The sequence below is a fragment of the Altererythrobacter chaiwopuensis genome (assembly GCF_054957735.1).
The window spans coordinates 605084-624892 of sequence record NZ_JBTXJF010000001.1 but is presented as its reverse complement, the minus strand read 5'-3'; the positions used below and the strand labels follow the sequence as shown (position 1 = coordinate 624892).

The window sequence follows — 19809 nt, the reverse complement described above, 5'->3', positions numbered from 1 at the left end:
GCAGGAACCCATTTCCAGAAATTTCCTAGGCTCCCGCTTTCGCAGGAGCTCACCCAAGGACCGCAACCATGACCAAACCCAAAGTCCTCATTTCCGACAAGATGGATCCCAATGCCGCGCGCATTTTCGAAGAGCGCGGCTGCGATGTCGATGTCATCACCGGCCAGTCACCTGAAGAGCTGAAGGCTATCATCGGCCAGTATGATGGCCTGGCGATCCGTTCGGCGACCAAGGTGACCAGGGAAATCCTTGACGCGGCGACCAATCTGAAGGTGATCGGGCGCGCCGGAATCGGGGTCGACAATGTCGATATTCCATATGCCAGCGCGCGGGGCGTAGTGGTGATGAACACCCCGTTCGGCAATTCGATCACCACTGCCGAACATGCCATCGCGATGGTTATGGCGCTCGCTCGCCAGATTCCTGCTGCCGATCGCCGCACTCAGGCGGGGGAATGGCCCAAGAATGATTTCATGGGCATTGAAGTGACGGGCAAGACTCTGGGCCTGATCGGGGCAGGCAATATTGGCTCGATCGTGGCCAGCCGGGCGTTGGGGCTGAAGATGAAGGTGGTTGCCTATGATCCGTTCCTGACCGAAGAGCGCGCGATTGATCTGGGTGTGGAAAAGGTTGATCTCGATACGCTGCTGAGCCGGGCGGATTTCGTCAGCCTGCACACGCCGCTGACCGATCAGACGCGCAATATCCTGAGCCGTGAACGGCTGGAGAATGCCAAGCCGGGCATACGCATCGTCAATTGTGCGCGCGGCGGGCTGATCGATGAAGTGGCGCTCAAGGACCTGCTCGACAGCGGGCATGTTGCCGGTGCAGCACTGGATGTGTTCGAAATTGAGCCCCCGGCCAAGGATCATCCGCTGTTTGGCGCGAAGAATTTCATCTGCACGCCGCATCTGGGCGCATCGACCAACGAAGCGCAGGTTAATGTGGCGTTGCAGGTGGCCGAGCAGCTGTCCGATTATCTCGTCAATGGCGGCGTTACCAACGCGCTCAACATGCCATCACTCAGCGCGGAAGAGGCGCCCAAGCTCAAGCCCTATATGGCGCTGGCGGAAAAGCTCGGCAGCCTGGTGGGGCAGCTGGCGCATGGCAATCTTGAAAAGATCAGTATCGAGCGCGAAGGCGCTGCCGCACAACTTAACGGCAAGCCCATCACCGGCGCGGTGCTGGCTGGCCTGATGCGGTGCTATTCGGACACGGTGAACATGGTCAACGCGCCCTATCTGGCCAAGGAACGCGGGCTCGACGTGCGCGAAGTGCGCCACGACCGTGAAGGCGTTTATCACACGCTTATCCGGGTAACGGTCGAAACCAGCCAGGGGCCGCGTTCGGTCGCGGGCACGCTGTTCGGCAATACGGCGCCGCGCCTGGTCGAGATATTCGGCATCGGGATCGAAGCCGATCTGGCCGGTCACATGCTTTACATCGTCAACGAAGATGCGCCGGGCTTTATCGGCCGCATCGGTACGCTGCTGGGCCAGGCCGGCATCAACATCGGCACCTTCCACCTTGGCCGCCGCGAAGCGGGCGGCGAGGCTGTGCTGCTGCTGAGTGTTGACCAGCCGATCAGTGACGGCATCGTCAAGCAGGCCTGCGCTGTCGATGGCGTAAAAATGGTCAAGGCGCTGGAATTCTGATTTTTTCCCTTCGTCATTCCCGCGAAAGCGGGAATCCAGCCTGCGACCGTGTGGCCCGCTATGGATCCCCGCTTTCGCGGGGATGACGAATTGGGTAGTGAGATAACCAGATGACTCATGCTGACGACCTGCTGCCCGAAGGGCTTGAAGATCGCCTGCCGCCGGAAGCGGAGGCGATCACCCGCGCCATGCGGGCTTGCCTGGATGTGCTGGCGAGCCACGGCTATGACCGGGTCCGGCCGCCGCTGGTCGAATTCGAGAAATCGCTGGCGGGCAGAATGGACGGTGTGCAGCCGCGCCGCATGTTCCGCTTCGTCGATCCGTCGAGCCTGCGCACGCTGGCGCTGCGTAGCGACATTACTCCGCAGATCGGCCGTATAGCCGCCACCAGCCTGGCTGGGGCGCCGCGTCCGCTGCGCCTGGCCTATTGCGGCGAAACCACGGTGATCAAGGCGGACCAGCTCGAGCCGGCGCGAGAGCGCCTGCAGCTTGGTGCCGAACTGATCGGTTCAGATACAGTCGCCGCAGCGAGCGAAGTGGTGGGCTTGGCGGTAGAGGCGCTTGCTGCTGCGGGGCTCAGCGGCATTTCGGTCGATTTCACTCTGCCGGATCTGGTCGACACGCTGGCCGAAAAAGCCATGCCGCTGGCCGAAGGCGCGCGCGATGCGGTGCGTCGCGAGCTCGATACGAAGGATGCCGGCGGGCTGGTTGCGGCAGGGGGCGAAGCTTATCTGCCGCTGCTCTATGCCACCGGGCCGTTTGACGAAGCGGTTGCGAAGCTGCGCGAGATAGATGCGGGCGGGGCATTGGCGAGCCGGATCGCGGGGCTGAAGCAGATCGCTGCGCGCATCGGCAATTCGGCGCGGGTCACGCTCGACCCCACCGAGCGCCATGGCTTCGAATACCAGAGCTGGTTCGGCTTCACGCTTTATGCAGAGGGGGTGCGGGGGGCGCTGGGCCGCGGCGGTACCTATCTGATCAAGGGCAGCGACGAGGCAGCAACCGGATTTTCGCTCTATCTTGACCAGCTGGTTGGCGCGGTGCCCGCCCCGGCGCAGCGGGATGCGATTTATCTGCCGCTGGGGCATGATGCGCAGGCCGCAGCGCGGCTGCGCGCTGAAGGCTGGCGCACGATAGCCCAGATTAGCGACAATGAAGACCCGCGCGCGCTTGGCTGCACGCACCGGCTCGCTGGGAACGAGGCGGTAGCTCTCTAGCCGCGCGATCGCACCCGCGGGCCGATCCATTCGCCTGCTCGGCTCAACCCGGCCGCTCTGTGCGCACCGAGCTATCGCTGGCGGCGGCCTCGTCGCGGGTATTCCCCGCGATCAAGCGCGGACTGGGCCATGCCTCCGCGTGTAAAATCCCAAGGACGAGGTAGAGGCGCTTGCCCAATGTCTAGGATTGGGTGGGGAGCCGAACGGCGGATAGATAAGGTTTGCCCCGGCATGGTTAGTGTCTAGGTGTCGGGGGATGAACAACTCTGATCTCGCCACTCGTTCAAGTGCGCTCCTTCACGATGAAAATGGGGTCATGGAAATCGCGCCGGCCGAAGTCGCTGCTTATCGTGGCAATGGCTTTATCTGGCTGCATATCGAGGTTGCCGGGCGCAACGGCCGCCCGGAGTTACCGGACTACGTGCCTCCCCTCGCTGCCCATGCCCTGTTTGCGGGCGAGACCCGCCCGCGCTGCGACGAGATTGACGATGCCGTGCTGATCAACCTGCGCGGTAATGCGCTGGAGCCGACGCTGGACAGCGATAGGCTGGTTTCGATCAGGGTCTGGGTGGAAGGCAAGCGCGTGACCTCGGTCACACGCAGTCCGCTCGCCGCGCTCGGCAAGGTCGAGGAGGCGATGCGCGGGGGCAAGCTGTCGGACGGCGGGGATTTCGTGGCGGCGCTGGCGCAGGCGATCAGCACCAAACTCGATCCCGAAGTGGCTGAGCTCGGCGACCGGCTCGACGATTGCGAGGCCAAGCTCGAGGCCTCTGACATCTATGCGCTGCGTCGCCTGATCGCCGGGTTGCGCTCGCAGGCGATCGCACTCCGCCGCTTCGTCGTGCCCGAACGCGACGCACTCGCCTCCATGGCGCAATTGCCATTCGCCTGGATCAGCAAGGAAGACCGGATGCACTTGCGCGAGGCGGCGGATCGCTTCGCCCGGATGGCCGAAGAGCTCGAAGCGGTGCGCGAACGCGCCGCGCTGCTGCACGAGCAACTCACCGACCTCAGGGCCGAGATCATCGATCGCCGCAGCCTCGTGATCGCGGTGATCGCCTTCATCTTCCTGCCCCTGACCTTCCTCACCGGCCTTCTGGGGATGAACGTAGCGGGCATCCCCTTCGCCCAGGAGGACTGGGCGTTCTGGGGCGTGGTTGGCTTCTGCCTCGTCATCGCGTTGGTGGTGCTAGGCTGGTTCACCGTCCGCCGGTGGCTGGAGGACTAGCGAGTCGCCAAGGTGTTCAACTTGCTGTAAGCGTCCGTGCGGCACTGCACCGGGCGGGCCCCCACCCAGCCATCCTCTCCCGTTTCGGACCAGCATTCATGACCTCACGAGACACCACCCGCCTGCTGGCCTTGCCCGATGATGTCTCGGACACTTCCAGCGCAAGTTTCTCTGACATCGCGCATCGCCTCGCGTTCGGGGCGATCGGCTGGCCCTGGCTGCTTTTCAGCCTGTGGGGCGGAACGAAGGCGTCCAAGCGGCGGCTGCTGGCGCGCGTCGGACTTGGCGAAAACTCGCTTCCCAATCTTGGCAGCTGGAAGGCTGACACCGGCTTCCTGCACCGGATCGTCGATACGATTGAAGAGCTGCGCCCGGAAGTGGTGGTCGAACTGGGCGCCGGTGCCTCGACGCTCGTATGTGCCAAGGCGTTGGCCCGCAACGGTGGCGGACGCCTGATCAGTTTCGACCAGCACAGAGACTTCGTCGAGGCGACGGCGCGCTGGATCAGGGAAGAGGGGGCTGCGGCGGACCTGCGCTGGGCACCGCTGGCGGAGGATGCGAGCGATTGGCCGGGACGGTGGTATTGCCTTCACGGCGTTCCCGATCAGATCGACCTCATCATCATCGACGGCCCCCCGTGGGCGGTGCATCCCTTCGTGAGAGGCGCGGCGGAGTGCCTGTTCGATCGCCTGTCGCCCAATGGAAGGGTGTTGCTCGATGATGCCGCACGTCCCGGAGAGCGGGTCGTTGCCCGGCGCTGGCGCAGGAATTGGCCAGGCATGAGCTTCGAGCGCGCAAACGGCAGCACCAAGGGTACACTTGTTGGCCGCAAGCTGGGCGCTTCGCAAACCTCACATCCGCGCGTTACTTCAGCGAACGACAATCAGCGCATGGCGCGTTGGCGGCGGGCGGCAGCGGTCCTCGGATTGTTTGCCGCTGGATGGACGGCGAATGATTTGACGGGCGATCTATCTTCGCCCGCACAGGCCGCCTCGATCGTGGACGAAGCGCATGCCTCATACACGGTCAGCCGGGCGCGCCAGGCGATGATCTCGCTGCCCGAAGCCGAGCGGCTTGACCCCCGGGAGATTGCGCAGGCCACGGGTCTCAGCTTGCCCGAACTGCCTAAAGGCTGGCGGGTTAGCGACGTGCAACTTTACCCCTCCGACCTCGGCAATTCACTGACGGTGACGCTCACCACCGACCAGGACGAGCGACTTTCGCTGTTCGCGGCCCGCGCCGAAACTCCGGCAGAGGGCCTGCCTCTCGTCGAGCGGCGCAAGGGGACTTCGATTGCCTATTGGGAGGAAGGTCCGCTCGCCTATGCTCTCGTGGGCGAGATCGAGACTCAGGTCCTGCTGCGGCGCGCTGCCCAGATGAGCGGAGCAGACCTGCAGTAAGACCTAAAGGCGGGGGTGGTTGTCAGCCTGCAGGACCGTGAGTGTGGATGTCCGCTTCGGGGTCGCAAGCGGGCTTTCCAATAGCTGCGCTTTTCGGGCGACTCCGGCAGCTCAACAATTTGTCTGACGCTTTCCTACATCGGGCTTTTCATGCCAAGCCGGTTGAATGCCTGAAAAAGCCCTGCAACCCCATGAATTAACGCTAAATTATACGGCATCGCGTGCAAAGACTTTTCGGTTCATGGACAGTGTTCCATGTGTTCCATCCTGCAGGATTTGGGAGGCGGCCTCGACCTGCTTGACTGGATGCCGCCGCCGCTCTAACCCGCGCGGCGCATTCGAGGCACCGTTGCCTCTCTATTTCCATCCCGTAGTCGAGTCCTGTCGAAGGACTGCGAGGATCACCTTGGCAGGTGAGGAAGCACAAGCATGGCCAACGTAACCGTGATCGGTGCCCAATGGGGCGATGAAGGCAAGGGCAAGATCGTTGACTGGCTCGCCAGCCGCGCCGATGCCGTGGTCCGCTTTCAGGGTGGCCACAATGCCGGCCACACGCTGGTGGTCGATGGCACGACCTACAAGCTCAGCCTGCTTCCATCCGGCATTGTCACCGGCACGCTGTCGATAATTGGCAACGGCGTGGTGCTTGACCCGTGGCACCTCAAGTCGGAGATCGAGAAACTCGAAGGCCAGGGCGTCACCATCAATGACGACAATTTCGCCATCGCTGACAATTGCCCGCTGATTCTGCCGATCCACCGCGACCTCGACGGGCTGCGAGAGGCGGCGGCGGGTAGCGGCAAGATCGGCACCACTGGCCGCGGGATTGGCCCGGCCTATGAGGACAAGGTCGGTCGCCGCGCGATCCGGGTGTGCGACCTGGCGCATCTCGATCACCTAGAGCCGCAGCTTGACCGGCTGTGCGCGCATCACGATGCGCTGCGTGCCGGTTTCGATCAGCCGCCGGTTGACCGCGAACGCCTGCTGGCAGACTTGCGCGAGATTGCGCCCTTCGTGCTGCAGTTTGCCCAGCCGGTGTGGAAGCGATTGAAGAAAGTGCGCAAGGCCGGCGCGCGCATCCTGTTCGAAGGCGCGCAGGGCGTGCTGCTCGATATCGATCACGGCACCTATCCTTTCGTCACCAGCTCCAACACCGTCAGCGGCACCGCCGCATCGGGCAGCGGGCTTGGCCCCAATGCGACCGGCTTCGTGCTCGGCATCGTCAAGGCCTATACCACCCGCGTCGGCAGCGGGCCGTTCCCGACCGAGCTGAATGACGAGGTGGGCCAGCGGCTGGGCGAGCGCGGCCATGAATTCGGCACCGTCACCGGGCGCCAGCGGCGCTGCGGCTGGTTCGATGCGGTGCTGGTACGCCAGAGCTGCGCCATCAGCGGAGTAACCGGCATCGCGCTGACCAAGGTTGACGTGCTCGACGGGCTGGAAACGGTCAAGATCTGTACCGGCTACCGGCTGCGCGGCAAGATCATGGACTATTTCCCCTCGCATGCGGCGGATCAGGCCGCGGTCGAGCCGATCTACGAAGAGCTGGATGGATGGCAGGAATCGACCGCTGGTGCGCGCAGCTGGGCCGACCTTCCCGCGAATGCGATCAAATATATCCAGCGTGTGCAGGAATTGATCGAAACTCCGGTGGCGCTGGTTTCGACCAGCCCCGAACGCGATGACACGATCCTGGTGCGCGATCCCTTCATGGATTGATGCAATAAGCAGGCAGAGAGTTAAATTCTTGACCTGATCCGTATTTGTTCTTATCCTGTTTCAGTCAATTCAACAGGTTGAGGGCCAGGCCGCATGCACACGCCAGCCGATTTTGCGTATGTTCCAGCCAGCGATGCGGCCGGGCTTGCTGCCTCGGCAGCGGTCTTTTCCGATCGAGATGGTTTGCGCCAGCAATTGGCAGGGGACCTGACAGGGGCCGGGCTGCGCGTGGTGCACCAGGGCAGGTTGCCGGAGCTTCTTGATGGCGAAATCGCCCTGCTGGGCGATGTGGTGATGCTCGATTGCCCGGTTGTGGACGCAGCCACCATGGCCGCGCTGGCCCGGCTCGATATGCGGATAGCGCGATCCGGCGCGCAATTGATCGTTTCTACATCGCTTGAGGCGCTGGACGATGTGTTCGCCTGTTTCGACCAGTCGGCACCGCAGTTGCTGGTCGATCCCACGCGCGCGGACTGCGTGGTGGCGATGGGCCGCGTGATGGCGAATGTTTCGGGCGGGCGGGTGCGCGAATTGTCGCAGGATGACCGCGCGGCGCTGCTCAGCCTGACCCAGCAGGTCGAAGCGATTGCGCGGCAGCTGGAAGGGTTTTCGCGGAGCTCGCAGCCAATCGCCGATGATCCGGGCAAAGTAAGCGATGCGAGGAGCGCGTTTCGCGGGTTCGATGACAATTCGCTGCGGGATCCGTCGGCCAAGCCCCGATTGCCCGATCCGCAGCTGGTCCGCCAGATTATCCGCCACCGCCAGGCGCGTACAAAATTTTTCGACCCCTCACTGTTTGGCGATCCGGCGTGGGACATGCTGCTGGATCTCACCGCTGCCTATGCCGAGCGGCGCAAGGTTTCCGTTACCTCCCTCTGCATTGCTTCGGGCGTGCCGCCCACTACCGCGCTGCGGTGGGTGCGGCAGATGACCGAAGCGGGACTGTTCGAGCGCGTCGAGGATTTGGGCGACAGGCGCCGCGCCTTCATTTCGCTGACGGATAAGGCCCGCGATGCGATGGCGCGCTATTTTGCCGAAGTCGGGCCTGGAGCGATCTGACCGGGTGCAATGATCACCACGGTCAGGCCGCGCAACTGTGCAGCGGGCGCCTGATCGAGCCTGTATCGCGCCGCATCGGCGCGGGCGCGGGCCAGCACCGCTTCGGGCACATCGCCATCGATCAGCAGTGTGTCAGCCTCGCCCAGAAGGCGTGCCTGGCGCAGCGTAAGCTCGTCAGGGTCGGTGCTTGAAAGCTGCACGATCTCGCGCCGCCCGCAAACATCTGGGCGGGTTTCGCCCAGCCATTGATCGACCCTTGCGGCTGCATCTTCACGCAGGGGATCGAGCATGCCCCCTTCGCGCAGCGCATCGTCAAGCGCGCGCCGCCGGTCGGCGCCATCCGGGAATATCTTGCGCAGCTTCACCCGCGATGCACTGAGAGCGCTGGCAAGTTCGCCCAGCCTCTGGGGAAGGATGCGCTCGAGCCGCAAGCGCAGATGCTTTGCCAGGCCCGCCGAAGCGCCGCCCGTTCCGATGGCCAGCAGCACTGGATCGCGGTCGAGAATGCTGGGCGTGGTAAAGTCGCACAGCTCGGGCATGTCGACCACATTCACCAGCATGCCCGCGCAGCGCAGGTTGATCGCTGCATTCTCGCAGGCGCGCGGATCGTCATAGGCGATGAAGGCCAGCCGCACACCCTCGTCGATGGCGCGCTGCATGTCATGCTCGACGATGCCCCCCGCGCGCTCGACCAGCCGCTTCTTCGGTTCTGCCGCTTCTCCATCGCCCAGCACCAGCACTTTCTGGCCCTGGATGCGGTGGAATAGGGGCAGCGAGTTTATCATTGCCGCTCAGAGCCAGTCGGGGACGCGCTCGGCATCCATGATTGCCGCGGCCGCGATCCGGTCAGCCACCACGGCGTAGCGATCGCCGTCAACCAGCACTTCGGGCACGAAGCCGCGCGAATTGTAGCTGCTTGCCATGGTCGCGCCATAGGCGCCCGCGGTCCGGAACACGGCAAGATCGCCCGCGACCAGCGCATCGCAATCGCGATCGCTTGCGAAGGTGTCACCCGTCTCGCAGATCGGCCCGACGATGTTTGCGGTCATGCGCTCGCCCGAAGGCTGGACCGCGTCGAAATCGTGCCATGCGCCGTACAGCGCGGGGCGCGCGAGATCGTTCATCGCCGCATCCACGATCACGAAGGGCGGGCCATTGCCGCCGCGCTTCACCCGCACCACACGGGTCAGCAGCACCCCGGCATTGCCCGCGATGACACGACCCGGCTCGAAGGTCAGGTGTACACCCCAGTCTTTCGTCACTCGCGCCACCATCGCGCCATATTCGGCCGGGGAGGGCGGATGTTCGCCCGCCTTGTAGGGTACGCCCAGCCCACCGCCCAGATCGACATGGGTGATGGTGTGCCCGGCTGCGCGCAGGTCTTCCACCAACTGGCCAACCTTGGCGAAGGCAGTTTCGAGCGGCTCGAGGTCGAGTAGCTGGCTGCCGATATGTACCGCCACTCCGCGCAGGTTCAGCCCGTCAAGGGCGGCCAGTTCGGCAAATGCCTCGCGCGCGTGGACCAGCGGAATGCCGAACTTGTTCTCGGCCTTGCCGGTGGAGATCTTTTCGTGAGTCTTCGCGTCGACATCGGGATTGATGCGCAGGCAGACGGGTGCCCGCTCGCCGCGGGCCGCCGCCAGAACGGCCAGCTCGCGGCCTTCCTCGCGCGATTCGATGTTGAACTGGCCGATATGCTTGTCGAGGCCAAGTTCAAGCTCCGCGCGGGTCTTGCCCACGCCCGAAAACACGATCATTTCGGGCGCCATGCCCGCTGCCAGCGCGCGCATCAGCTCGCCGCCCGAGACAACATCGGCGCCAAAGCCTTCGCGTTGCAGCACCTTGAGCACGGCAAGATTGGGGTTTGACTTGACCGCGAAGGCGATCAGCTTGTCGGGCACACTATCCAGACCTTCGCGGAACACCTGCGCATGGCGTTCCAGCGTGGCGCGCGAATAGACATAGACCGGCGTGCCGACATCATCGGCGATGCGTGGCAGCGGCATGTCCTCGGCGTGAAGCACGCCATTCTTCAGTTCGAAATGGTCCATCTTCGTTCCGGTCTGGCTCACTCGGGCGGAAGATCGAAAGGATCGTCCTGGCGTTCTTCAGAGCGCCGCCTCAGCTCGACGCTCCGCTTTGGCGCAGCGAGCGTTTCCATTTCGAGCAATTCCTCTGCCTCAGGTGCGGTTTCGCTGCCATAGGGCGCGGGCGGCAGGGTCTGGCCTGCCGCCGGCTCGAGATTGGTGCGTTTCCCGCAGGCGGCAAGCGCCAGGCAGCACATCAAGACGGCGATGGGAAAGCGGGCGCGCATTGTCATTCCTTGTCCAGGCGCGACTTTGCACGCGCCACTTGCGCCTTTACCTGATCGGGCGCGGTCCCGCCATAGGAGGCGCGCGAGGCAACCGAGGCATCGACCGAAAGTGCCTGATAAACGCGTTCGTCGATCCGGCTATCAATCGCCTGCAGCACTTCGAGCGGCAATTGATCGAGCGCTACGCCATCTGCCTCGGCACGCTTCACCGCCGCACCGGTTATGTGGTGCGCCTCGCGGAAGGGAATGTCGGCCTCGCGCACCAGCCAGTCAGCAAGGTCGGTCGCGGTGGCATAGCCGAGCTCGGCAGCCTGGCGCATCCGCTCGGTGCGGAACTCGCTCTCGGCGACCATTCCGGTCATAGCCGCAATGCTGAGCGCAAGCAGGCCGGCGGCCTCGAATACTGGCGGCTTGTCATCCTGCATATCCTTCGAATAGGCGAGCGGCAGGCCCTTCATCGTTACCATCAGCGAAGTCGCGCAGCCGATCACGCGCCCGGCATGGCCGCGCACCAGCTCGGCGGCATCGGGGTTTTTCTTCTGCGGCATGATCGAGCTGCCGGTCGAAAGGCTGTCAGGCAGGCGGACGAAGCTGAAGGGCTGGCTCGCCCAGATGATGAATTCCTCGGCCAGCCGCGAAAGGTGGAGCGAACACTGGCTTGCCGCCATCAGGTAATCGAGTGCGAAATCGCGGTCGGAAACAGCATCAAGGCTGTTGGCGGTCGGCCCGTCAAAGCCCAATGCCTGCGCGGTCGCATTGCGGTCTATCGGGAAGCCTGTGCCGGCCAGCGCCGCGCTGCCCAAGGGGCATTGGTTCATCCGCACGCGGGCATCGGCAAGGCGCGAGCGGTCGCGCGCGATCATCTCGTAATAGGCCATCAAATGGTGGCCCAGCGTCACTGGCTGCGCAGTCTGCAAATGGGTGAAGCCGGGCATGATGCTGGCGGCATGTTCCTCTGCGCGCGCCACCAGTGCCAGTTGCAGAGCCTTGAGCCCGGCATCGGCCTGGTCGATCGCATCCCTCACCCACAGGCGGAAATCGGTGGCCACCTGGTCATTGCGGCTGCGTGCAGTGTGCAGCCGGCCCGCCACCGGCCCGATCAGCTCCGCCAACCGCGCCTCGGTGGTCATGTGGATGTCTTCAAGGTCCCAATCCTCGGGCACGCCGTCGCGGGCGTATTCCTCGGCGACCTGGTCCAGCCCCTCGCTGATCGTTGCCGCATCACTCGCCGACACGATGCCCTGAGCGCCCAGCATGGCGACATGCGCCTTCGACGCCGCGATATCCTGCCGCCACAGCGCCTTGTCGAAGGGAATCGAGGCATTGATTTCACGCATGATCGCGCTAGGCCCCTGTGCAAACCTTCCGCCCCACATCTGATTGGAGCCTGCATTGCTGTCATTCCGCCCGGTATCTTGGTGCTTGCCGCTCATTTGTGCCTCGGCGCTGTTTCTGGCCGCTTGCGATAGTGGCGCTGAGGGCGGCGCGCAACAGCAGGAGCAATTGGGCGCGGCCAAGCAGGAGTTGACCGGCGAGATTGATCGCAGCTTTGCTGGCGAGTTGATGCCGGCGGTGAATGTCAGCGATCCCGATGGCAATCAGCTCAACCTGGGCGCGCTACAGGGCCAGCCCGTCCTGCTGAACCTGTGGGCGACATGGTGCGCGCCCTGCGTGGTGGAAATGCCCATGCTCGATGAGCTGGCGGCGATGAAAGAAGGGCAGCTGCGCGTGATCACGGTGAGCCAGGATATGCGCGGCGCAGATGCGGTGGTGCCTTTCTTCGCGGCGCGCAAGTTCACCCATCTCGAACCATGGCTCGATCCCGCGAATGAACTGGGCTTTGCCTATGGCGGTACGCTGCCCACCACCGTTCTGTTTGACGCTGAGGGCAAGGAGGTGCTCCGCGTAACTGGCGGCTACCACTGGGACAGCGAGGAAGCGCTCGCCGCGATTGACGAGGCGCTGGCCGCGCGCTGACTTCAGTTCACCGCGCCAATATAGCCCAGCTGGCAGGCGCGGAAGATCGACTGCGCGCGATTGACCGCGCCAAGCTTATCGCAGGTCCGCTTTATGTGGTAGCGCACGGTTGCATGGCTGCATTCGAGGATCATGCTGATCTCGAAATCCGTCTTGCCGAAAGCCGCCCAGCGCAGGCACTGGATTTCGCGATTGGTGAGCACATTCTCGGTTGGCAAATAAGGGTTGTCGCGCATTGCGTTGACATAACCGGCCACGAACCTGCGGGCGAGGTCCGAGAGCATTTGCCCATACTGGGCAAATTCGCCGGAAAGATCCTCTCGCGATTGGTCGAGGCTGGTGAAAACGACAGCGGCGATCTGGCCGAACGGCAAATGCAGCGGCACCACGATCGCAGCCTTGACCAGCGAACGCGCCTCAAAATCTTCGAGATCGATCTCGGCGAGAAATTCATTTTGCCAGCGGGTGCGGAATCCATCGCGGTTGACCCAGAACGGTTCGCTTTCCACCCGGCAGGCGCGAATTAATTGTGACCGCAGCGCCTTGTCATAGTCTTCCCACAATGCGCCATCCTGCGCATCGCATCCGAACACGCGGGAATTGAGCGCCTGACCATCGGCATCGACCATTGGTTCTTGCGACGAAATATCGTGCCACATCGTGATCCGCATGCCCCGATTCCTCGCAATGCAATCAAACGCAATCGCGGCATCAAGAACATCGGGCTTGCCGCGCATGGATACCGATTCGAGCATCTCTGCCGGTTCGGCGAGTTGATCCGGTCTGCGCAGTTTCAGTACGTTGCTGGCCATGACAGAATCCCTTTCTTTGCAAGTCAGATGCAGGCGCTGCCGGATCGGGCGGTGGTGTGGCCGCGTTTCAGTCCTGCAAGGCCGAGGGGGCCCGCCGTATCCGGCAAGCCACCTCTGGCAATCGGTTGGATGCCGAAAAGGAAATTCACCGTCCAATGTTAATTTGCAAATTTGCAAAGTCAGACTTTGCAAAGTATCCATGCCTGATGGTCCACAGGCGCAGACTCTTTGCCGGCACGCAATTGCATAAGATCCGCGAGGATCGTGGTCTCATGCAGGCAGAGCTGGCGCAGCAGCTTTCGATAAGTCCATCATATCTCAGCCAACTTGAGCACGATGACCGGCCACTCACACCGAAACTGGTCGAGCGGCTGGCGCGCTTGTTCCCGGTCGAGTGGCAGGATTTCTCAAGCGACGATACCGAACAGCTGGCCGTCTCGCTGCGCGAGGCGGTGGGTGATCCGGTCTTCAGCGAGCCATTTTCGCCCGACGCCATTGCCAAGCTGGCCGAACAGCAACCGGCATTCGCGCGCCGCTTTGTCGAGCTGCATGAGGCATTCCGCAGAGCCAGCCAGCGACTCGAGATGGTGGATGAGGCGATCTCGGTCGATACGCCGTCAGGCTCGCGGTTGCCGTGGGAAGAGGTGCGGGACTGGTTCCACCTGTCGAATAACTATGTTGATCAGCTGGATCGTTCCGCAGAGCTGCTGGCCCGTTCGATTGGCGGGGAAGAGGGCCTGCTGACCAGCGAATCGATGCGTCGGCACCTGACGGAGCGGCACGGGGTCGAGGTGCTGGTTGAACGTGGGGAAACGCTCCGCAATTTCGATGTTAGCGGCAAGAAACTGCATGTCGATTCGGGCCAGCCGGCTTCGGGAATTCGGTTCCAGATCGCCTATCACGTGGCCGCGATGTCACTGGGCGGGACGATCCGCGAGATCGCCAATTCCGCCCGGCTCAGGACCGAGGCGGCGCGCGAATTGCTGACGATCGGTCTGGCGAATTACGCGGCGGGCGCGGTGCTGATGCCCTACGAGCACTTCCGCCGCTCTGCGCGCGAGTTCCGACATGACATTGATCGGCTATCGTTGCTCTACCGGACCAGCTTCGAGCAGACCTGCCACAGGCTTTCGACCCTGCAGCGCGATGGCGCCCGCGGGCTGCCGATATTCTTCTGCCGGGTCGACATGGCGGGCAACATTACCAAGCGGCACAGCGCCACGCGCTTCCAGTTCGCCCGCTTTGGCGGTGCGTGCCCATTGTGGATCGCGCATGAAGCGGCCGCCATACCTGACCGGGTGCTGGTCCAGTTGGCCGAGACCCCCGATGGCGTGCGGTATGTCTCGATCGCCAAGGGGCTGGTCAAAACATCGGGCCGATTTGACCGTAACCCGCGGCGCTATGCCGTGGCGCTCGGCTGCGAAGTGCAACATGCCAGCGAGTTCATCTACGCCGATACGATCGATGTCGATGCTCCCGGTGCTGCCACGCTTATCGGTGTGTCGTGCAGGATTTGCCCGAGAACCAATTGCGACCAGCGAGCCTATCCGCCGAGCGACCAGCACATCGAAGTCAACCTGTTCCGCCGCGGCGTTGTTCCTTACGAGCTGCGTGACTGACGCACTGCTGCCTCGCTTCGAAGGCTGGCCGAGCGGCTGCGCGCGCGCCAGCCTGGGAATGGCTATGGAAAGGGGTGGTGGACGCAGTTCTGAGCGAACGCGTCTCATGTGGCAATTTTTCGGTTTGACGAGAGTCTGACGGGAGCGCTTTTTAAGATTTGCGATGTTTGACGCGAGCCAAGCTAGCGGCCCACACACTCAGTGCTAGCTGCTACGATCTCAGCTCTGCCGGCGGTGCGATAAAAACCGCGTAGGAGAGATTTTTCCGCGGCGGCCTTGCGAGTGAACTCGGTTTTTGATTCATCAGCTAAATCAGGAAATGCAAATACGACCGGGTGGGGATTTCATGGAGATCACCACCTTTGGAAGGAACCAAGGTCGACCCTGTCGCCTACGCTGACTTTCACATCATGGCCGGAGTGGCCGTCATGGACATGGTGACATTGGGCGTGATCGGTCATGGCTTCACCTCTGAATCCAGCATTTCGCGGCTGGCCGTTGAAAGTACTCCCGCAAGCGAAATCGCATTGGTGAAATGCGGTATCGAGTCGGTTGTGACGACTCGCGCAGCGCCCGCTGCAAGGATATCGGCACAGGCATTACCGGCAAACACCGCGTGGATCACGAGGCAGACCGGCGGGCTGGCCCCAGCTGTCCGCAGCCGCTCGATTGCCTGGATCAATGTCCGCCCCGACGATGCAATATCGTCTAGGATCACCGGCGTTCCGGTGAGGAGCGCTTCGCTATGCGGAACGCTGACTTCTACGTTGCGGTCGCCGCTGCGGCGCTTCTCCAGGACCTCGAAGGGCCGATCCGCCAGGCGGGCGACTTGCGCCACCCACTGCCGGCTCTCGCTGTCCGGGCCGAGCAGCACGCCATCTGGCACATTGGCGGCGATCCATTCGGCCAGCAGAGGTGCAGTTTCAATCCGATGCGCCGGAATCCGGAACAGATCGCTCAGGGAATGGATCCGGTGCAGGTGCGGGTCCGCCGTCACCAGCCAGTCGAAGCTTTCCTCAAGGAAACGGGCGAACAGCGGCGCGCTGACCGCCTGCCCCGGTGAAAAGCGCCGGTCCTGCCGCATATAGGCGAGGTAGGGCGCGATCAGCCCGACGCTGCGCGCGCCCAGTTCCTTTGCAGTCTCCGCAGCAAATCGCAGCGGCAGCGCCAGTGGATCGGGATTGTTCAGCGTGGCGAGTATGGCGACATCCTGCCCGGCCATGCCGTCGGGCAGCGTGACCAGACTTTCGCCATCGGGAAAGCGATGAATATCGATTGGCTGAGCTCGCCCACCTGACGGCGCTGCAATGCGCTCGGCCAAGGGGAGTAACTCGGGAAATGCCAGAATTCGGATCATGGGGTGTCGCCGATTTGGAACGGTGAAGCGCCGGACCGGGCATAATCCTGCGCCCAGGAAAGTTCGCCCCGGGTTTCCGCATAGATCTCATACAGCGGCTGGCCGGTTTCGATTCTGTCGCCAGGTTTTGCAAACAGGAGCACGCCGGCACCTTTGCGTCCGGGCGCACCGGCCAGCTTTGCGATTTTCGCAATGCGCCGGTTATCGATCGCTGTGATCCTTCCACCCACCGCAGCGACCTCGAACGCATGATGCGGCGCAATCTTCGGCTCCCGAAAACCGCCTTGAGCCTCGCAGATCGCCAGAAACTTTGCCTCCGCCGCGCCGCTCTCAAGGATTTCACGCGCTATGTCGCGGCCATGGCCGTGGTTGGCCTGCGCAAGGTTGAGCACCGCGCCAGCGAGATCGAGCGCCCGTTCGCGCAGGTCGACTGGCGCATCGAAATCGCGCCGCAGCACGGCGAGCACGTCCTGCGCCTCGAGCGCGGGGCCGATGCCGCGCCCCACCGGGGCCGATCCGTCGCTGACAGCAACGCGCAGGCCAATACCCACGGCCTCGCTAACCGCCAGCAGCCGATCGGATAGCGCCTTCGCGGCTTCCTTGTTTCGCACCTTAGCGGTCGGACCGACCGGCATGTCGATCAGCACATGGGTCGATCCGGCGGCAGCCTTCTTCGAAAGAATGCTCGCGACAAGTTGCCCGTCGCTGTCGAAATCGAGCGGCCGCTCGACCCGGATCAGGAGATCGTCGGCGGGGCTCAGATCGAGGCCGCCACCCCAAACGATGCAGCCGCCTTCGCTTTCGACGACGCGGCGCATGGCCGCGATGTCGAGCGCGACCGGCGCCAGCACCTCCATCGTATCGGCGGTGCCGGCAGGCGAGGTGATTGCGCGGCTCGATGTCTTCGGTATCCGGTATCCGGCGGCGGCAACAATCGCCACGACAATCGGCGTGGTGCGGTTGCCCGGCAGCCCGCCGACGCAGTGCTTGTCGAGCACCAGACCCTGGCCCCAGTCGATCGTCTTGCCTGCCCCTTGCATGGCCCGGGTCAATGCAATCGTTTCGGCAAGGTCGAGGCGGTCCCCGGCGCATGCGGTAATGAAGGCGGCCAGGTCGAGGTCGGACAGGCGGCGAGCGACGATATCGCCAACGATCGTGCGGCACGCCTCGTCATCGATCCGCCCGCCATAGACCTTGGTCCGGATGGCCGAGGCGGACGCCGGTGGCTCAGGGTGCGCGAACATTGCGATTTCGCCAGCGCTGGCGCCCAGCAGATTCCACGCGGCATCGCTGAGCGCGGCGGTTTCGGGCGGCAACCAGTCCGCCCCGGTTACCACGTTAAGAGCCGCAATGATCGAGCGGTTCCCGATGGAGATTGCGACTTGCGTGAGTACGGAAAAGCCCTCCGCCCGGCACAGGTGACAATCTTCGCGCATGTAAACAACCGGTTGCCGGTAGGTGTCGATACCGGCACGCACGACGGGAAGTGTATGAAAATTGCCGGTCAAATCGGCCGCTCCAGGCTGATCCGTTCGAGATGTTCGGGCACACGGACACGCCAACCGAGTTCATGGTCGATGCGGAACCGCAACGCGTCGGCGCTGTCGGGCTCGCCGTGAGTGATATATGTCATTTCGGGAGGCTTTGCCTCACCCATCCAGGCGATCAGTTCATTGGCATCGGCATGGCCCGACATGCCCTCGAGCTGAACCACCTCGGCCAGGATTTCGACGTCGCGGCCAAACAGCCGCAAGTGCCGCTCACCCCTCGCCAGCAGCGCGCCGCGTGTACCGCCCGCCTGAAAGCCGCTGAGCACGATGGCGTTTTTCGGATCCGGCCCGAAGCTGGCAACGTGATGCATCACGCGGCCGCCGGCAAGCATGCCGCTTGCTGAAACGATGATCATCGGGCCATGGCGGCGATTGAGTTCCTTCGATTCCTCGACCGTTCGCACCCGTTCCGCCAGATTGAACATCGCCATGCAGTCTTCGCGGCTGACATGGTGCTCGTCGTGATGGTCGTGGTAGGTTTGAGTGGCGTCCGTGCCCATCGGAGAGTTGAGATAGACAGGGATGTAGGGAATTTTGCCTCGCTCGCGCAGCCGGGCGATTTGCAGCATCAGGCCCTGGATTCGGCCTACCGCGAAAGCGGGGATCACGATCACGCCGCCGCGGCGTGCCACTCGATTGATGACCTCCGCCAGCTCGGCTTCGGCATCGCCGCGCGGATGAACCCGGTTTCCGTAAGTGGATTCGCACACGAGAATGTCGGCGCCAGTGAATGGCTGTGGCCCGCGCATCAATGGATCGGAATCGCGGCCGACATCGCCGCTGAAATGCACCGTTCGCCCTTTCACGGACAGACGAATCTGCGCCGCTCCCAGCAGGTGCCCTGCAGGAATGAAGCGTGCCGAAATGCCGCCGCCAAGGTCGAGGTTGCTATCGAATGCGACCTGCTGGAAATGTCCGAGCGCGGCCACGGCATCCTCCTTCGTGTAGAGCGGCTTGGGGATGGCGTGGCGTGAATAACCCTTGCGCTGGGCATAGCGCGCTTCCTCTTCCTGCAGGTGTCCGCTGTCGGGCAGCAGCAAACCGCACAGTTCGAATGTCGCCGGAGTACAGTAAATCTTGCCGCGAAAGCCGTTCCTGACCAGCGCCGGCAAATAGCCGGAATGATCGAGGTGAGCATGCGTGAGCAGCACGCTGTCGATCGACTTTGGCGGGACCGGAAACGGCTTCCAGTTCCGCTCACGAAGCTGCTTGTACCCCTGGAAGAGTCCGCAATCGACCAGAATGCGCCGCCCGTCGGCCTCGATCAGGTAACGTGAACCCGTTACGGTTCCCGTCGCGCCAAGAAATCTGAGTGAAGGCCTCTCTGACATACTCATAGTGTCCCTCCATTCCCAATCCCCAGCGGATCAGTGTTGAGTCGATTGCGCGCTATTCACTCATCTGGAGCTGAAGAAGCGGTGCAGCGGCACCAGCAGAACCGCCGCATACCAGCCGTAAAGGAAGCTCCCGATGGCGCCTGCAATGAAACCCGGCAGGTTCCCAAAGTTGCTTCGGCCATCATCGGTCTCCTGCTGCTCCTATTGTCGAATATACCTGGGAGGAGCATGGTATAGCCATCAACTGAACCATCCCGGGATTGCTGGAGGCCATTTGGATTAAGTTACGCAGCTATGGGGGTTTCGTCTAGCATGGCGTAATAGCGCTCTTGGGCTTCGGCAGGCGCGACGTTGCCAATGGGCGCGAGGAGCCGCCGAATGTTAAACCAGTGCAACCAGATTTGGAGTCTGCACCTTGTTGCTTCCTCACCCGGGCCGGGCAATGCGTGAGCTTGCTTTCGACCATCAGCAGAAATTCAAATAATTGCTTGCGACGGATTAAACCGCGAGGCCGCTTCGTTTCTCCTGTGACCGGCACGATCACGCCGGGACAAACAGGAGAACG

At 63.1% G+C, this 19809-nt stretch carries 16 protein-coding genes; 8 read left to right on the top strand and 8 right to left on the bottom strand.

Annotation, left to right across the window (positions count from 1 at the left end; translation table 11 throughout):
- The first annotated feature begins 68 nt into the window (after positions 1 to 68).
- The 6 genes from serA (at position 69) to ACX3VQ_RS03105 (ending at position 8278) form a co-directional block, all read left to right on the top strand.
- Positions 69 to 1655, top strand: coding sequence for a phosphoglycerate dehydrogenase (gene serA / locus ACX3VQ_RS03130; RefSeq protein ID WP_462579498.1), 1587 nt, complete (start codon positions 69 to 71; stop codon positions 1653 to 1655).
- A 110-nt stretch (positions 1656 to 1765) separates the two neighbouring features.
- Positions 1766 to 2872, top strand: a complete 1107-nt coding sequence (locus tag ACX3VQ_RS03125; RefSeq protein ID WP_462579497.1) for an ATP phosphoribosyltransferase regulatory subunit — start codon at positions 1766 to 1768, stop codon at positions 2870 to 2872.
- A 256-nt stretch (positions 2873 to 3128) separates the two neighbouring features.
- The gene (locus ACX3VQ_RS03120) at positions 3129 to 4100 is read left to right on the top strand and encodes a CorA family divalent cation transporter (RefSeq protein WP_462579495.1); all 972 of its coding nucleotides are present in this window, start codon (positions 3129 to 3131) and stop codon (positions 4098 to 4100) included.
- Between the two features lie 98 nt (positions 4101 to 4198).
- Positions 4199 to 5500, top strand: a complete 1302-nt coding sequence (locus tag ACX3VQ_RS03115) for a class I SAM-dependent methyltransferase (RefSeq protein WP_462579494.1) — start codon at positions 4199 to 4201, stop codon at positions 5498 to 5500.
- A 429-nt stretch (positions 5501 to 5929) separates the two neighbouring features.
- On the top strand, positions 5930 to 7219 hold the full coding sequence (locus tag ACX3VQ_RS03110) for an adenylosuccinate synthase (protein ID WP_462579493.1): 1290 nt from the start codon (positions 5930 to 5932) through the stop codon (positions 7217 to 7219).
- A 93-nt stretch (positions 7220 to 7312) separates the two neighbouring features.
- A complete protein-coding gene (locus ACX3VQ_RS03105) occupies positions 7313 to 8278 on the top strand; it encodes a winged helix DNA-binding protein (protein ID WP_462579491.1) in 966 nt (321 codons plus the stop codon).
- On the opposite strand, the gene ACX3VQ_RS03100 is transcribed toward ACX3VQ_RS03105, so the two are convergent.
- The 4 genes from ACX3VQ_RS03100 to argH are packed head-to-tail and all read right to left on the bottom strand — an operon-like array spanning position 8245 to position 11968.
- Positions 8245 to 9063 (bottom strand): precorrin-2 dehydrogenase/sirohydrochlorin ferrochelatase family protein, encoded by an 819-nt coding sequence (locus tag ACX3VQ_RS03100; RefSeq protein WP_462579489.1) that lies wholly within the window; start codon positions 9061 to 9063, stop codon positions 8245 to 8247. The genes ACX3VQ_RS03105 and ACX3VQ_RS03100 overlap by 34 nt on opposite strands.
- A 6-nt stretch (positions 9064 to 9069) precedes the next feature.
- A complete protein-coding gene (lysA, locus tag ACX3VQ_RS03095; RefSeq protein WP_462580674.1) occupies positions 9070 to 10329 on the bottom strand; it encodes a diaminopimelate decarboxylase in 1260 nt (419 codons plus the stop codon).
- Between the two features lie 17 nt (positions 10330 to 10346).
- Positions 10347 to 10592, bottom strand: a complete 246-nt coding sequence (locus ACX3VQ_RS03090; RefSeq protein ID WP_462572560.1) for a hypothetical protein — start codon at positions 10590 to 10592, stop codon at positions 10347 to 10349.
- A 2-nt stretch (positions 10593 to 10594) separates the two neighbouring features.
- Positions 10595 to 11968: an argininosuccinate lyase gene (argH, locus tag ACX3VQ_RS03085; RefSeq protein ID WP_462580673.1), complete on the bottom strand. Its 1374-nt coding sequence runs from the start codon at positions 11966 to 11968 to the stop codon at positions 10595 to 10597.
- Between the two features lie 46 nt (positions 11969 to 12014).
- Between argH and ACX3VQ_RS03080 the strand changes: the two genes are divergently transcribed.
- Positions 12015 to 12569: a TlpA family protein disulfide reductase gene (locus tag ACX3VQ_RS03080; RefSeq protein ID WP_462579487.1), complete on the top strand. Its 555-nt coding sequence runs from the start codon at positions 12015 to 12017 to the stop codon at positions 12567 to 12569.
- A gap of 2 nt (positions 12570 to 12571) precedes the next feature.
- Here the strand turns inward: ACX3VQ_RS03080 and ACX3VQ_RS03075 are convergent, their stop codons facing one another.
- Positions 12572 to 13381 carry a helix-turn-helix transcriptional regulator gene (locus tag ACX3VQ_RS03075; RefSeq protein WP_462571603.1) on the bottom strand — a complete coding sequence of 270 codons (810 nt, stop codon included), beginning with the start codon at positions 13379 to 13381 and terminating at the stop codon, positions 12572 to 12574.
- Positions 13382 to 13587: 206 nt separating this feature from the next.
- Between ACX3VQ_RS03075 and ACX3VQ_RS03070 the strand changes: the two genes are divergently transcribed.
- Positions 13588 to 15000: a helix-turn-helix domain-containing protein gene (locus ACX3VQ_RS03070; protein WP_462579485.1), complete on the top strand. Its 1413-nt coding sequence runs from the start codon at positions 13588 to 13590 to the stop codon at positions 14998 to 15000.
- A gap of 457 nt (positions 15001 to 15457) precedes the next feature.
- Here the strand turns inward: ACX3VQ_RS03070 and ACX3VQ_RS03065 are convergent, their stop codons facing one another.
- The 3 genes from ACX3VQ_RS03065 to ACX3VQ_RS03055 are packed head-to-tail and all read right to left on the bottom strand — an operon-like array spanning position 15458 to position 19244.
- Positions 15458 to 16357 carry a ribose-phosphate diphosphokinase gene (locus ACX3VQ_RS03065; RefSeq protein ID WP_462579484.1) on the bottom strand — a complete coding sequence of 300 codons (900 nt, stop codon included), beginning with the start codon at positions 16355 to 16357 and terminating at the stop codon, positions 15458 to 15460.
- Entirely contained in the window at positions 16354 to 17865 is a 1512-nt protein-coding gene (locus tag ACX3VQ_RS03060; protein ID WP_462579482.1) for a thymidine phosphorylase family protein, read from the bottom strand. The genes ACX3VQ_RS03065 and ACX3VQ_RS03060 overlap by 4 nt, the downstream gene beginning before the upstream one ends.
- Complete coding sequence (locus tag ACX3VQ_RS03055) at positions 17862 to 19244, bottom strand: MBL fold metallo-hydrolase RNA specificity domain-containing protein (protein ID WP_462579481.1); 1383 nt, start codon at positions 19242 to 19244, stop codon at positions 17862 to 17864. The genes ACX3VQ_RS03060 and ACX3VQ_RS03055 overlap by 4 nt, the downstream gene beginning before the upstream one ends.
- Between the last annotated feature and the right edge of the window lie 565 nt (positions 19245 to 19809).